Source organism: Burkholderia sp. MSMB1589WGS (genome assembly GCF_001636105.1).
GTDB lineage: Bacteria > Pseudomonadota > Gammaproteobacteria > Burkholderiales > Burkholderiaceae > Burkholderia > Burkholderia humptydooensis.
Genome location: NZ_LNJT01000006.1, coordinates 661,154 through 675,462, shown reverse-complemented (window position 1 = coordinate 675,462; position 14,309 = coordinate 661,154). Strand labels below are relative to the sequence as shown.

The 14,309-nt window shown below is 66.6% G+C and carries 9 protein-coding genes and 2 pseudogenes; 6 read left to right on the top strand and 5 right to left on the bottom strand.

Going from position 1 to position 14,309, the window contains the following annotated elements; translation table 11 throughout:
- Positions 1 to 264: 264 nt before the first annotated feature.
- Entirely contained in the window at positions 265 to 2,088 is a 1,824-nt protein-coding gene (tssF, locus tag WT16_RS05410; protein ID WP_063533064.1) for a type VI secretion system baseplate subunit TssF, read from the bottom strand.
- On the bottom strand, positions 2,085 to 2,282 hold the full coding sequence (locus tag WT16_RS33495) for a hypothetical protein (protein WP_156521404.1): 198 nt from the start codon (positions 2,280 to 2,282) through the stop codon (positions 2,085 to 2,087). The genes tssF and WT16_RS33495 overlap by 4 nt, the downstream gene beginning before the upstream one ends.
- Positions 2,283 to 2,747: 465 nt before the next feature.
- On the opposite strand from WT16_RS33495, the gene WT16_RS05405 reads away from it, so the two are divergent.
- Together WT16_RS05405 and WT16_RS05400 are read left to right on the top strand one after the other, a co-directional pair.
- Positions 2,748 to 5,174, top strand: coding sequence for a penicillin acylase family protein (locus WT16_RS05405; RefSeq protein ID WP_063532852.1), 2,427 nt, complete (start codon positions 2,748 to 2,750; stop codon positions 5,172 to 5,174).
- 201 nt (positions 5,175 to 5,375) lie between these two features.
- Positions 5,376 to 6,350: a LysR family transcriptional regulator gene (locus tag WT16_RS05400; RefSeq protein WP_063532851.1), complete on the top strand. Its 975-nt coding sequence runs from the start codon at positions 5,376 to 5,378 to the stop codon at positions 6,348 to 6,350.
- A gap of 52 nt (positions 6,351 to 6,402) precedes the next feature.
- Here WT16_RS05400 and atsR read toward each other — a convergent pair whose 3' ends face one another.
- From atsR to WT16_RS05385, 3 genes are read right to left on the bottom strand one after another with little or no spacing between them, the layout of a single operon-like run.
- On the bottom strand, positions 6,403 to 8,211 hold the full coding sequence (gene atsR / locus WT16_RS05395) for a hybrid sensor histidine kinase/response regulator AtsR (RefSeq protein ID WP_063532850.1): 1,809 nt from the start codon (positions 8,209 to 8,211) through the stop codon (positions 6,403 to 6,405).
- Entirely contained in the window at positions 8,208 to 8,708 is a 501-nt protein-coding gene (locus WT16_RS05390) for a molybdopterin-dependent oxidoreductase (RefSeq protein WP_006024658.1), read from the bottom strand. Before WT16_RS05390 ends, atsR begins: the two co-directional genes overlap by 4 nt.
- A 24-nt stretch (positions 8,709 to 8,732) precedes the next feature.
- On the bottom strand, positions 8,733 to 9,608 hold the full coding sequence (locus tag WT16_RS05385) for a helix-turn-helix domain-containing protein (protein WP_063532849.1): 876 nt from the start codon (positions 9,606 to 9,608) through the stop codon (positions 8,733 to 8,735).
- Positions 9,609 to 9,977: 369 nt separating this feature from the next.
- Here WT16_RS05385 and WT16_RS35535 point away from each other — a divergent pair.
- The 4 genes and pseudogenes from WT16_RS35535 (at position 9,978) to WT16_RS05365 (ending at position 14,275) form a co-directional block, all read left to right on the top strand.
- Positions 9,978 to 10,422, top strand: a pseudogene (locus tag WT16_RS35535) (sel1 repeat family protein).
- A gap of 164 nt (positions 10,423 to 10,586) precedes the next feature.
- Positions 10,587 to 11,140: pseudogene (locus WT16_RS05375) on the top strand (hypothetical protein); the annotation flags it as partial.
- A 986-nt stretch (positions 11,141 to 12,126) separates the two neighbouring features.
- On the top strand, positions 12,127 to 13,029 hold the full coding sequence (locus tag WT16_RS05370; protein ID WP_006024663.1) for a phytanoyl-CoA dioxygenase family protein: 903 nt from the start codon (positions 12,127 to 12,129) through the stop codon (positions 13,027 to 13,029).
- 10 nt (positions 13,030 to 13,039) lie between these two features.
- Complete coding sequence (locus tag WT16_RS05365) at positions 13,040 to 14,275, top strand: ATP-grasp domain-containing protein (RefSeq protein ID WP_063532564.1); 1,236 nt, start codon at positions 13,040 to 13,042, stop codon at positions 14,273 to 14,275.
- The last annotated feature ends 34 nt before the right edge of the window (positions 14,276 to 14,309 follow it).

Sequence of the window (14,309 nt, the reverse complement as noted above, 5' to 3'; positions counted from 1 at the left end):
CGTCTCCCGGCGGGCCGCGGCACGTGCCGCGGCCATTTCGATAAGTTTAGTACCGAATCGCGCAAGTCACTGTACGGGTTGACTCTGAAAAACCACAGTCGCTGGCAACGTTTCCGCTTTCGCGCGGCTTGCGGCTTGAAGGGCCGCTGCGCCCGGAAATGGGGCGTCGCGCGCGATCCGGGCGAACGGACGCGATGTGGCGCCGTTTGCGCGCGTGTGACGGCCGTGACGGCTTGACCGGGCCGCGCGGGCGACGACGCGCCGCTACACGAGCTGCGCGATCGCGCTGCGCGGCTCGCATCGATGCAGCTCGCGGCCCGTGTCGCGCGAATACACGACGAGCTGGATGAAACCGTTCGGCGGCGCATGCAGCGCGAAGAAGCTGTCCATCACGTCGACGAACGCCTTCAGGCTGCTCGTGACGAAGGCGGCCTCGTTCAGCGTCAGCGCGATTTCGATGCCGCGCACGAACGTCGGCATCGGTTTCACGGCCATCCAGCGCACGGCGGCCTTGTGATCGAGATTCGCGATCGCGTCGATTTGCGGCACCGCGCTCGACGAGCGCGTCGCGTACTGGACGAGCAGCGCTTTCAGCGCGCCGAGCCCCGACGGTTGCAGCAGCAGCGCGTGCGGCGTCATCGCCGCGATCATGCGCCACAGCGCGCCGTGGTCGCGCGCAAACCGGCGGGCCGGCGTCGGCCGGCGCAGGAGCGCGATCCGGCCCGGCAGATTGTCCTTCTCGTTGAGCAGATCGCCTTCGGCGTCGCCGATCGGCAGCGTCTGCGGATAGTCGCCGTTCGTGCAGGTCAGCTCGACGTTCAACTGATCGGCGCGCGGCCTGACGGGCGCGCCGTCGGCGTCGACGAGCGCAAGCGCCGCGGGCGCCGCCGGCTGCGCGCCGTGCACGAAGCGGTCGCGCGCCGCGACCCAATGGACGGGCTCCTTGCGGCCGCGCTGCCCGTGCAGCAGCGAGCGGTACGGCGTCACGTCGACGCTCGCGCCTTGCTCGCCTTCGCGCGCGATGCGCACCGCGTCGATCGAGCGCACCTCGATGCCGTTCGATTTCAGCGCCTGCGGCGTGACGGGGTACGCGGTCGCGGCGTCGCGCAGCGAAATCGGCATCGCGTCCTGGCTGAACAGATTGACGATCGGCGTGCAGAACAGGCGCAGGTTCGACGCGGCGAGCGTGTCGAGCGCGCGCGCGTGCTGCGAATCCGGCGCGATGTCGACGACGGGCAAGTGCAGCGACAGGCGCCGGCACGGCCCCGCCGCGCGTGCGATGCGCGCGACGTCGATGTCGACGAAATCGAATTTCGCCGGGAATGCGAAATATTCCATCAGCAGCCGGAACGGCGACGCGCTGCGCCCGGGATCGAGCAGCGCGTCCTCGTCGGCGAATCCGACGGGCGCGAGCGGCACCTTCGATAGCGGCTTCCAGCGCCCGTCGCCGTCGAGCTCGATGAACGCGGCCGGCGTGCGCATCGCGAGCGTGTCGGCGAGCGCGGCGACGAGCGGCGCGTCGCCGTGCAGGTGCACGCGCAGGCTGCGCGCGCGCAGCGCCGTGAGCACCGGCTGCGCGGTCAGCGCATCGAACGTGATCGACACGATGCCTGCCGACGACGGCGGCATCTGCGCGGCGGACGGCGCGGCCGACGCCGGACGAAAGCGCGCGTCGACGATCGACACGGGCGCGAGCGCCACGTCGTAGGCGGTGCGGAACCGGTTCGCGCCGATGCGGCTCTCGAGCGTGGTGCCGCGCTCGATCGTCACGCCCTCCGTCAACTGGCTGAACAGCGAAGCCGCGTCGAACTGCGCGATCGAGCACGCGGGAAACGGGCGCAGATAGTCGGGGCACACGGTTTCGACGAGCGCTTCGGTGAACTCCGGATACTCGTCGTCGAGCGCCTCGCCGATCTGCGCGCCGAGGAGCGCGAACGACTGGAGCATGCGCTCGACGTGCATGTCGTCGGTCTGGCCGTCGGCGATGCCGAAGCGCGTCGCGATCTTCGGATGGCGGATCGCGAATTCGCGCACCGAGTGCCGCAGCAGCGCGATTTCGCGTTCGTAGTAGGGAAGGAGGTCGTTCATCGGCAAGAGGCGGTCCGGGTGAGGCCGGTCGGCGCGCATCGCATCGGCGCATCGCGGCGCAGCGAACGGGAAAACCTTGCCGTCATCGCCGGAATACGCGCCAAATGGCTGCATCGTTGCCGCCTCGCGCTCGAATCGGCATGCGTTTCGCGCGCTTCATCAAACCAGGATTGGCGGGAGACGAGGATGAACATTCCGCGTAATCGTGCAGCCGCATGATGTGAAAGGTATTTTTAATGTCTAAAAACAGTCGTCGCGGCAATCGTGGAGGCGACGCTGTCCGGCCCGGATTCATGTCCGGCAGATTGTCTGCGCAATCACGAATTATCGCAACCGTTATTCCGCCGGTATCGAAGCGCGCCGGCGGCGGTCATCGAATTGGAACATCCGGAGACGGCGATTGATTATCTATCGTCCGATTGGCGCGCGAATGCGAAACCGGTCGCGAACGTCGAATGCCGATATTCGCGGCGGGCGGAAGCGGGCGGCGAACGCACGCGACGCCTTGACGGAAGCGCCGCCGCTGCAGAATATTCGGGGGCAGGTCGCGCGGACGGCACGCGACGCGATCGAGCGGTTCGAGACGACCGATATCGACGAGCGGCGAAGGCCGCCCAACCTGCCGGCGCGCCGGCGCAACCCACGGACTCGCGCAAATCATGGCTTCGACCCGGAACCGCATGCAGCGCCGCCTGAAGATCCTGTCGGGCCTGATCCTGCTCTGTCTGCTGCTTGCGATCGCGGGCGCCGCCGCTTACCTGCGCGCGAGCCTGCCGCAGCTCGACGGCGACGTTCGCGCGCCCATGCTCGGCGCGTCGATGACGGCCGAGCGCGACGCGCTCGGCGTGCCGACGATCGCCGCGCGCGACCGGTTCGACGCCGCTTACGGAATCGGCTACCTGCATGCGCAGGACCGCTTCTTCCAGATGGACATGCTGCGCCGAAGCGGTTCGGGCGAGCTGTCGGAGCTGTTCGGGCCGATCGCGATCGACGTCGATCGCGACCATCGCCTGTACCGCTTCCGCGCGCTTGCGGCCGCCGCCGTCGCGCATTTGCCGCCCGACGATCTGCGCCTGCTGCAACGCTACACGCAGGGCGTGAACGACGGGCTCGCCGCGCTGCGCGCGCGGCCGTTCGAATACGCGCTGCTGCGCATGCAGCCACAGCGATGGCGGCCCGAGGATTCGCTGCTCGTGATCTGGGCGATGTACTTCGACCTGCAGGGCAAGCTCGCGTCGCGCGCGTTCGCGCGACACTGGCTGCAAGCGCATTCGACGCCCGAGCAGCTCGCGTTTCTGCTGCCGGCGTCGAGCCGCTTCGACGCGCCGCTCGACGCGCCGCTTGATGCGCCGCTTGATGCGCCGGGCATCGCCGCGCCGGGCGCGCCGGTGAGCGCGACCGCGCCGGCCTGGCTGCGCGACGCGCGGCCGGCGGCGTCGATCAGCAGCGTGTCGGTCGACGCGCAAACGTCGGTCGGCAGCAACAACTGGGTGATCGCGGGCGGCCGCACGGCGAGCGGCGCAGCGATCGTCGGCGACGACATGCATCTGTCGCTCGGCTTGCCGAACATCTGGTACCGCGCGATGTTCAAGCTGGGCGGCGGCGCGGGGGCGGCCATGCGCGTCGTCGGCGTGACGCTGCCCGGCTTGCCCGCCGTCGTCGTTGGCAGCAACGGGCGCATCGCGTGGGGCTTCACGAACGGCTATGCGGACTGCCTCGAACTGCTGCCGCTCGAGCGCGACGTTCGCGATCCGAATCGCTTCAGGCTCGGCGGCGCATGGCAGACCGCGCGCGAGACCGTCGAGACGATACGCGTGCACGGCGCGGCGCCCGTCGCGCTGACCGTGCTCGACACGACGGCGGGCCCCGTGCGCGACATCGGCGGCAAGGCCTACGCGGCGCATTGGATCGCGCAGGCGAGCGGCGCGGCGAATCTCGCCTTCGCGAAAATGATCGATGCGGCGGGCGTCGAGGACGCGATCGGCGTCGCCGCCGCGGCGGGCCTGCCCGCGCAGAACATCGTGATCGGCGACAGCGCGGGGCGCATCGGCTGGACGGTCGCGGGCGCGCTGCCCGATCGCCGGGGGCAGGGGCGAGGGCGGGGTGGCGCCGACGCGTCCGGCAACGGCGGCGCGCCGTCGTGGCGGACGGTGTTGCCGCCCGACGCGCATCCACGCATCGTCGATCCGGCGGCCGGCCAGTTGTGGACCGCGAACAACCGGCAGCTCGCGGGCGACGCATACCGGCTGATCGGCGACGGCGGCGCGGATCTCGGCGCGCGCGCGAGCCAGTTGCGCGACGGCCTGACGGCGCTCGGGCGCACCGGCGAGCGCGCCGCGTACCGGCTCGATCTCGACGATCGCGCGCTTTTCATGTCGCCCTGGCGCGATCGGGCGCTGCGCGTGCTCGACGAAGCGGCGCTCGCCGGCCATCCGGCGCGCGCGGAATTCCGCCGGCTGCTCGCGAGCGGCTGGACGGGGCGGGCGAGCGTCGACTCGGTCGGCTACACGCTCGCGCGCGGCTATCTGTATCGGCTCTACGACGTGCTGTTCGGCGGCCTCGACGCGCGCCTGAAGCAGCAGCGCGACGCCGATTACGCGTTGGCGAATCCGCGCTGGCCTGCCGTGATCGCGCGGCTGCTCGACGAGCAGCCGGCCGCGTGGCTGCCCGCGGACGCGGCGAGCTGGCGCGACGTGCAGCTCGCCGCGATCGACCGGACGATCGCGGCGCTGACCGCGAAGGGCGCGCCGCTCGCCGACGCAACCTGGGGCGAGCGCAACACGCTGCGGATCGCGCATCCGTTCGCGCGCAGCGTGCCGCTCGTCGGACGCTGGCTGTCCGCGCCCGCCGATCCGGTGCCGGGCGACGCGAACATGCCGCGCGTCGCCGCGCCGAAGTTCGGGCAATCGGAGCGGATCGTCGTGTCGCCGGGGCACGAGGAGCGCGGCCTCTTCAACATGCCGGGCGGACAGAGCGGGCATCCGCTCAGCCCGTTCTTCCTCGCGGGGCACGACGCATGGGTGAAGGGCGAGCCGCTGCCGCTGCTGCCGGGGCCGGCCGAGCACACGTTACGCTTCGTGCGTTGATTCGAGATGCGAACGATCGGGCGGGCGCGCGCCCGCGGCATCGCCGATGTCGACGCCGGCGCCTGAGCCGGCGCGTGCGTTGCGAACGCGCGGCGTGCAAAACGTCCGACTATTCGGCGAAAGCGAATAGTCGCGAAGCGGCTTGAATCCGGGCCGTCGCGTGCTCTATTCTGTTCCGTTGGCGATTCGAAGGGGAAGGGCATGGACCGCATTCAGGCAATGGAAGTCTTCACCCGCGTGGTCGATGCGAACAGCTTCACGCGGGCCGCGGAGACGCTCGGGATGCCGCGCGCGTCGGTGACGACGATCATCCAGAATCTCGAGGCGCTGCTCGGCGTGCGCCTGATGCATCGGACGACGCGCCGGCTGTCGCTGACGCCGGAAGGCGCCGCGTACTACGAGCATTGCATCAAGATCATCACCGAGATCGCGGAGACGGACGCGAGCTTTCAGGTCGGCAACCGCAAGCCGAGCGGCGCGCTGCGCGTGCACATGCCGAGCTCGCTCGGCCGGCGGCTCGTGATTCCCGCGCTGCCGATCTTCCGCCAGCGCTACCCGGACATCGTGCTCGATCTGGGGCTGTCCGATCGCCCCGTCGATCCGGTCGAAGAGGGGATCGACTGCATGATCCGCGTCGGGCCGCTCGAGGATTCGTCGATGGTCGCGCGGCGCATCGGGATGCTCAAGCGCGTCACCTGCGCGTCGCCCGATTACCTGAAGCGCTTCGGCGAGCCCGCGGAGATCGCGGAGCTGGCCGCGCATCATGCGGTGAATTTCCGCGCGAGCCACGGTTCGCGGCCTGTGCCGTGGGTGTTCGTGATCGACGGCAGACCGGTCGAGGTCAGGATGAACGGCGCCGTGACCGTCAACGATTCGGATGCCTACGTGACCTGCGGCGTCGAAGGCTTCGGGATGATCCAGCCGACGCTCTTCATGGTGCTGCCGCACCTGCTCGACGGCACGCTGCTGGAGGTGCTGCCGGGCTTCAATCCGAAGCCGAAGCCGATCTCGATCGTCTATCCGGACAACCGGCATCTGTCCGCGAAGGTCCGCGTGTTCGCCGACTGGATCGCCGAGCTGTTCGACTCGACGCCCGCGCTCGAAGGCGGCGAAGACTGGCGCAGCAGCGTCGCGGCGCGCGAGAAGCCGGCGCAGCGCAGGCAGGTCGCGGCGTAGTGGCGCGTCGCGGCGTGGTGGAGCCGGGCGTTGGCGCGGGTGGCCCGGCTTTTCAGCGCCGCAGCCGGTTCACGATGCCGCTGAGCGTGTCCAGATGAATCGGCTTGGGGATGAATGCATCGAAGATCGCGTGGTCGCCCGCGAGCATCGCCGATTCATACGCGCTCACGCCGAGTATCGCCGTCTTCGCCGCCGCGTCGGGCGACGTCGCCCAGCGAATCTGTTCGGCCACTTCGAAGCCGCTGATGTCGGGCAATTCCAGATCCAGCACGACGATGTCATGCCGGCATTCGCCGAAGCACCGCAGACCGTCCTTGCCGGTGGCGCGCAAATCCACCTGGATGCCGAGCGCCGTCAGCATCGCGCCGAGCGTTTCGCGCGCGTTCTCGTTGTCGTCGACGACGAGCGCGCGCAGATCGCGATGTGGCATTTGCAATGACGGCTGCGCGTCGTTATCGGGCGCGTCTGCGCTGCCGGGCAGCTCGACCGGCAGCGTGACGACGAATTCGCTGCCCTCGCCGACGGCGCTGCGAACGTCGACATGCCCGCGCAGCGCGACGACGAGCTCCTGGACGACCGCGAGCCCCATCCCGATGCCGTCGACGTGACGCACGCCCGGATCGTTCACGCGAAAGAACGGCTCGAAGATCTTCGACAGCAGATTTTTCGCGATGCCGACGCCGGTGTCGCGCACCGTGATTTTCATCGTTCGACTGGCGGGCGTGCCGGCCAGCTCCGCCGAGATCGCGATCGTTCCGCTGTGCGTGTATTTGATCGAGTTTTCGACGAGGTTGGACACGATCTGCTGGATCAGCTTGCGGTCCGACTTCACGACGAGCCCGGGCGGCTCGACGCGCAGCGACGCGCCCAGGTGCTTGTCGCGGATCCTGCCGCGCAGCGGATCGACGACGTCGGCGAGCAGCGGCGCGACCTCGACGGTCTCCGACTGAACCGACCGATTCGTCGACCGGAGCTTGATATAGTCGGTCAGGTCCTTCACCTGCGCTTCGAGCGATGCGGCCGAGTTCTGCAGGCGCTTGATCGTCTTCATGTTCGCGTCGGACTGGGGCCGTGCGAGCAACACTTCGATCGAACCGCAGATCGCCTGCAACGGCGTGCGCAGTTCGTGGCTGACCATGCCGAGGAACGCGTTCTTCGCGGCGATCATCTCGAATGCGCGATCGGACGCCTTGCGTTCCGCGTCGAGCGCCGCCTGCTGCTGCTCGAGCAGACTGCCGCGCGTGCGTATCGTGTAGAACAGCAGCAGGAACAGCGCGCCGAGAATGACGCCGAGCACGCCGCCCAGCATGACGATCGCGCGGCGCTTCTCCTTCAATTGATGAAACGTGAAGTCGCGCTGCTCCATTTCGATCGCGCGAAAATAATTCGCGAGCGCGTTCACCTTGGGCCAGTGCCGGGCGAGGTCTTCCTGCACGCGCTTCGCCTCGTCGGGGCGCTCGCGCAGCGCCGGAACGTCGCGACGCAGGTTCGCCATGAAGCGGGACAACCCGGCGATGTCGTCACGGGCCTTCGGGATGCTCAGCCAGTACGCGGAGACTTCGGACGGCCGCTCGAGGAAGCCGAACGACGCCTCGAGGCTGTCGAGCTGAAGCAGCACGTTGTCGAAGTCGCGATCCTGGCGGGCCGCATAGAGAATCAGTTGCCGGTCGAACCGGCTGAACGAGTTCCGGTATTGCGCGGCGGTCCAGAACACGCCTTCGCGCGGGCCTTCCAGAATGCCTTCCTTGACGGACGTTCCGAGCAGGTCGTACAGCAGGAACGCCCACGCGGCGAAGCCCAGAATCCACAAGGATCCCAGGGTGACGATGATTTTTTCGTTTCGCCATTTGACCTGGCTCATTTCACCGTGAGTCCGATGATCTGCCATGCGAACTTCGCTTCGCTGATCGGCGTCTTCAACTCATCGGGGAACTGGTCGCGCGGATACATGATCCACAGCGGCCCGTAGTTGTTGTTGTCGAGCACCTTGCCGTTCATCGTCCGCGCGAGGATCACGCCGTATTTGTCGGCGTCGGAGGCGGGAATCGTGAACGTGTATTCGTCGATGCAATGGAACTCGATTTGCGTGCCGGTCGCGCCGACGGTCTTCAGGATGTCGCTCAGGCGCGGGCCGGTGAACGTCGCCTTCGGCGTCCAGCTCGTGGACGTCGTGATCGAATGCTGCGGCAGCGCCAGCAGCGCCGCTTCGGAAAAGACATACGCACGGCGTCCCGTCTGATTGGCGTGCTTGATGTTGCCGTCGACGGTGAACTTGAACGGGGCAGCGTGAGACGAGAGCGCGACGCCAAGCAGCAGCGCCAGCGCGAGGCTCTTTATCCAGTTCGTCGAAATCCGCATGGTTTCTCCTCGCAAAGTGGTGGTTCAACTCGCCTGCGCATTGGGCGGATACGCAATCTTCAGCGCGCGCGCGACCTCGGCGAACAGGATCGGCAGCCTGACCGGCTTCTCCTCGCAGCGGGCATTGAAGCTCGACACGATTTCCGCGATCTCGTCTTCGCTCGCCTCGCCGGTCGAGATCTTTCCGGTCAGCAGAAAGATCGGCGCATCGGCATTTTCGCTCGCGCGGATGCCGCGCACGAGATGCGCGGCGGTTTCCGCGCCGAGCATCCAGTCGAGAATGTATCCGTCGAAGTCCTCGACTGCCAGCGCCTGGCGAAACGAAGCGCTGTCGTAATACGCGATCGCGGCGACGCCTTTTTCGGCGAAGTACTCGCAGATCGTTTCGGCGACGTCGGGCGAGTCGTCGACGACCGCGATCCGCACTTCGTACGTGCTGCTTTCGCTCGAGCGCAGCTCGATCACGTCGACCGGATAAGCGCGGCCTTCGGGCGCGTGCTTCCTTTCGTAGACGACCCAACTGTCCTGCCACTGGAGCGCGACGAAATCCGAATCGGCCTGGCTGCTCGTCCTCGTCGCGATCGCCGCGCGACACCGGAAGCGCCGCGTCTCGATGACGAGCGTCGCGTCGTGCATGTCGACGGCCGGATTCGGCGAGGCGCCCTTGTCGTCGAGCAGGATCGCGGGCGGCACGCCGAAGTACGACGCGATGTCCTGAAGCTGCGACAGATTCCACGGAATCTGCCCTTTCATCTTGCGCGTGACGACGGAAAAACTCAGGCCGAGGATGTTGGCGATCGTCGTGTTGTGACTGCGCGGCGCAATGCCCGTCCGAGTGAGGAGATCGCGGACTCTGGTGGCGGTGATCAAGTCGGCGTTGGCCGAATCGGGATGGGTCATTTCGGTGCGCTCCTCGGTGGATTTTGGTGGAAGAATAACAAAAGTGACGTGATATGCAAATTTGTTTCGTTTGAATTGGCTTGACATGCCAATTTTCTGCATTATTATGACGTTCTGCGTCACCATTGTTCGATGCGTCATGTCCGATGACGGGCGATACATAGCGATACATGGCGATGTCGGCTTCCGACGCGAAAGAAAAAACGGGTGCGTCGGGCCGAACGACTAGACAAGGGGAACCTGAGAGAGGTCTTGTGCAATAGCGTCCGATGACGGCGGCGTTGCATCCGCTGCGTCGGGCGGTATGGCTTGGTGCGGGTTCGAGCGATTTCAATTTGCAACTCAAAAAAGACTCGAGGTCACGCCCAAATGCGCTGCCGTTTGTTCGCGTCGTCGCTGCTGTTGTGGCTGGCCGCGTATGCGCAGAATCCGTCCGCGAGCGACATGGCACGGATATGCGCCGATCACGGCTGCTTCGATCGGCCTTAAAAATCAGATGTCCTATGAGTCGAAAAAGGACGATGCCGAGCAGGAGGACCCGCGGATCGCGGCGCTGAAGGAGCGCGCGAAAACCGAGTCGAAGGCGGCTTACGACCTGGGCCTGCGCTACTTCCGCGGCGACGGCGTTCGGCAGGACAGCTACCAGGCGCTCGGCGTCTTCTATCTGTTCGGCCTCGAAGAGATGGGCGCGCACGCGCGCGGACGAAGAGGATTGCAAGTGACGCACGCAGTGGCGTGACGTCTATACGGCTACTGGTATTCGGGCTATCCGTACCTCGGCGTCTGGCGACAGACGGACTGGTCCTGGTATTGACCGTGTGCCGGCGTCAACGGGGCGATCGCAGGAGACCAACTCATCGCGCGCTTTGCCGGGGTGGCTTAACGGGGTTCGCACGAGCGCGCAAGCCGAAAATAAAGACCAGCGACATCGATAACGACATGAAGACCATCTTTCCCCCCACTCATTCTCAAGACGGCGGGCGCAATGCGGACTGGTGGGGGCCGTTCGGCAGCGCGACGAAGGTGACGAGCATCGATCCGCTGCTGCGCCTCGCCGTGCAGCGGTCGAGCCGCTTCGTCATCACGTCGATCGGCAATCCGAAGCGCGACGCGCGCCTGATGCGGATCACCGGCTTGCAGCGCAATTCCGGCGAATACCGCGCGGGCTCGAAGCAGCACAAGGGGCAGCGCGTCGCGGCCGATTACTGCATGGACCCGCAGATCGCGATCGACGATTCGCCGGTCGGCGGCATCGGCAGCATGATCGGCGGGCTGACCGGCGACAGCGCGGTGTCGATGCTTGCGGGCAGTGTGAAGGCGAAAGCGTCGGTCGTCATGCTGACGCTGTTCGACATCCGCTCGGCGGTGTGGATCGCGGCGGCCGAGGGGAGTTCGACGACGCCGGAAGGCAAGGCGACCGTGGTCGCGTTCTCATCGACGCATGGAACAAGTTCGTCGTCGCGGTGCGCAATTGCAAGGCGCAGGACGTGAAGGGCGGGCTCGGGCGCGGCGGGCAATTGCAGGTCAACTGACGCGGGGTGCGCGCGCCGCCGGCGGGCTCGCTTCGGGCGACGATCGGCGACGGCGCGCAAGGTCTTTCGTCTTCGATTGGAGAGAGGCGGCGGCGCGCTGCCGTCTTGCCTGCGGCGACTTGCGGGCGAGGTCGAAGGCGAGGGGGGCGGCATTGCAAGCCGAGAATCCGGTACGGGGACCGGGATTCCGGCTTGGCAAGGGGTTCGGGCTCGTGGCGGGCGTGGGCTTCTTGTTCGGTTCGGATCGCGCGAATGCTGGCAGTGATGACGGCAGGCGGGCGCTTCGGTGGATGCCGGCCAGGTGGTGGTGACTTGTGCGCGGAGAAGCTGCGCCAAGTGGCTGGCTAAGTAGTGAAGATGAAGCCCCTGGTAATCGGTCGATTCCAGGGGCTTTGATTTTGGGGGAGTGGGTGGGTTGAAAGCCCGGCGCGACGAATTCTGATTCGGCGCGTGACGGGGCGCTCGCCCAAGCTCTGCGCTCCGGTCGCTCGTCGATTACGGTCCGAAAACGGGTGGGAGACGGGCTCGGCGATATAGCGCGCAGTGTCCCGCGCAAGCTTTCGCCGTTTCGCCAATCGTCTCGAAGAAGCGGGCGTCTTGCCACCTTACATGCACCGGTGATCCTCCATCGCCTCGCGCGTGCGCCGCGAATCGGCCTATCGGCCCGCAGCGCTTGCGCGGCTGAGGGCCCGCGCATCGACGGCTCACCTCTCTGTTTTTCTCGACGTTCACCGCGCATCGCGCGTCGGCGCTTCATCACGATTCGATTCGTAAAGACGGGTGACGAGTGCGAAGCCACGGCTCGACTCGGCGGTCTTTGGCGCGTGTGACTGCACGCGGTTCTCCGCCGCCCGCTTGCGTGCCGGCGGGCGCGCTATACCTTCGTCTAGCTGTCGGCGTGGTGGGCGCGGCGATACGATGGGTTCCAGCAGGCAAGCAGCGAGACGGACAAACAGTCAGATTCGATTACTCAGCGAGGGCGCGACATGTCATTTCACCTTTCCGATGAAGAAGTGGCCGCGTTCGACGAGAACGGTTTTCTCGTCGTCCGCGATTTGCTGGACGCCGAAGCACTCGCGTCGATGCATGCGGCGATCGCCGAGATCATTGGCGCTGCCAACGACTTGCGCGAAGTCGCGGAACTGGAGCCGGATGATCCGTCGATCATCCGGCGCATCTGGGAACCGTCGAAGCGCCACGCCGCCTTTCGTGCGATACAAGAGGACCCGCGCATCGTCGATCGGCTCGAATCGCTGATCGGGCCGGATATCGTCTTTCACCACAGCAAGCTCAACATGAAGGGGCCGCGCGTTGGTTCACCTGTCGAGTGGCACCAGGATTTTTCCTATTATCCGCATACGAACCCGAAACTGGTCGCGTGTCTCGTCTACCTCGACGACGCCGGCGAGGACAATGCATGCCTGCGCGTGTTGGCCGGCTCGCATCGCGCGTCGATCTACGATCATACGGAGCACGGCTATTTTCGCGGCAAGGTCGCCCTCGCGAATCTGCCGGCGGGGTGTACGGAGATGACGGCCTCCGGCGGCGCTGGCACGGTGGTCTTCCTGCATTGCAAGGCTTTGCATCGTTCCGATTCGAATCGCTCGGAACACTATCGCCGCTGCTTCATTCCCGCGTACCGCGCCGCCGACGCGCTGCCGATCTACTACGGGCCGCATGCCGCGCACAACGAGCCGGGAACCTATCTGCTGCGCGGGCAGCGCCGTCCGGTCGCGCTGAGCGAGGCCGGGGAATACCCGCTGCCGATCACGGAGAAGGCCTTCAACTCGCTCTATGCGCTTCAGCAAGGCGAGCACTTGCTCGCCGACGAACTGCACACTCGCTCGAGCGGATACGCGACGCACGTGCAGGCCGCAGCGCAAAAGTGACGAGGGCGCGATGAATCCGCATGTCCTGGTGATGAACCGCTGGCCGCAGTATCGGAACGATCGTCAGTGGGATCATGAACTCTGCCGCTACGACGACATCGTTGCGCCGCATTGCGATGTCAGCTATCTGTGCGACGATGAGGGCCGTCGCGGCGTGCCGGCTACGGCCGATCCCAGCCGCGTGCATGCCGTCGCCGATTTCGACGATATCGGCGCGTTGCTCGAGCGGGTGGCGAGCGTGATCGACATCCACGGGCCGATTACGCACGTGCTGGCGTTTTCGGAATATTTGCTCGATTCGGCGGCAGTCGTCAGGGCGCATTTCGGCATTCCGGGGCATTGGCCCGACGACGTCGACCGGTTTCGCGACAAGACCGAGATGAAGCGGTTGCTGCGGGCGGCGGGCATTCGCGTGCCGGCGTGGTTCGCATGTGACGGAGCGGACGACGTCGATGCGCGCGCGCTCGAACTGGGATTCCCGCTGATTCTGAAACCGGTGCGCGGCGCGTCGAGCAAAGGCGTGCTGAAAGTGGCGTCCGCTGATGCGTGGCGCCGCGTCGTCGAAACGAGCGATCTTCGCGGGTTCGAGATCGAGGAGTATATCGACGGCGACATTCTCCACGTGGACGGCGTGGTCGATGCCGCCGGGCAGAGCGTGTTCGCGTCGGTCAGCCGGTATGTCTCGTCTTGCCTCGATTTCGAATCCGGCGCGCCGCTCGGCTCGGTCGTGCAGACCGAATCTCCCGCGACGGCCGCGTGCCGCTCGTTTGCGGCCGCCTGTCTGCAGGCGCTCGGATTGCGCAGTTCGGCATTCCATCTCGAGTTGTTCGACCGCAACGGCGAACTCACCTTTCTCGAAATCGGTGCGCGCGTGCCGGGCGCCGACGTGCCGTACGTCCTGCATCGCGTTTTCGGCGTCAATCTGTTCCGGATGTGGGTCGACGTCGTGCTCGGTCGCCCGATACAGCCGCTGCGGCCGGCGGCCACGAGCGGCGGCTGGCTGACGATTCCGCGCCCGGGCCCGCTGCCGCGCAAGGTGATCGCGGCACCCTCCCTGATCGGACGCGTGCCGGGACTCTATCGCGAGCTGGTTCCCGCCGCGGGCGAGATGCTGGCCGACACCGGCGGCGGCTATACGCACCTGCAGGGCGGGCGTTTTCTCGTCGAAGGCGACAGCGAAGCGCAGGTGCTCGCTTCGATGAGCGCGATCAGGGCGCAATACGTGCTGGAAACTGTCCCCGCGTAAAGCGCTTTTCCGTTTGACCGTTCAATGGAGGCTC

Bases quoted from the DNA above. Each gene is read 5' to 3' on its own strand.
- WT16_RS05390 (WP_006024658.1), bottom strand. From the start codon at position 8,708: ATGCGGATTTCGACGAACTGGATAAAGAGCCTCGCGCTGGCGCTGCTG.
- WT16_RS33495 (WP_156521404.1), bottom strand. From the start codon at position 2,282: ATGTTCATCCTCGTCTCCCGCCAATCCTGGTTTGATGAAGCGCGCGAA.
- WT16_RS05385 (WP_063532849.1), bottom strand. From the start codon at position 9,608: ATGACCCATCCCGATTCGGCCAACGCCGACTTGATCACCGCCACCAGA.
- atsR (WP_063532850.1), bottom strand. From the start codon at position 8,211: ATGAGCCAGGTCAAATGGCGAAACGAAAAAATCATCGTCACCCTGGGA.
- WT16_RS05365 (WP_063532564.1), top strand. From the start codon at position 13,040: ATGAATCCGCATGTCCTGGTGATGAACCGCTGGCCGCAGTATCGGAAC.
- tssF (WP_063533064.1), bottom strand. From the start codon at position 2,088: ATGAACGACCTCCTTCCCTACTACGAACGCGAAATCGCGCTGCTGCGG.
- WT16_RS05400 (WP_063532851.1), top strand. From the start codon at position 5,376: ATGGACCGCATTCAGGCAATGGAAGTCTTCACCCGCGTGGTCGATGCG.
- WT16_RS05405 (WP_063532852.1), top strand. From the start codon at position 2,748: ATGGCTTCGACCCGGAACCGCATGCAGCGCCGCCTGAAGATCCTGTCG.
- WT16_RS05370 (WP_006024663.1), top strand. From the start codon at position 12,127: ATGTCATTTCACCTTTCCGATGAAGAAGTGGCCGCGTTCGACGAGAAC.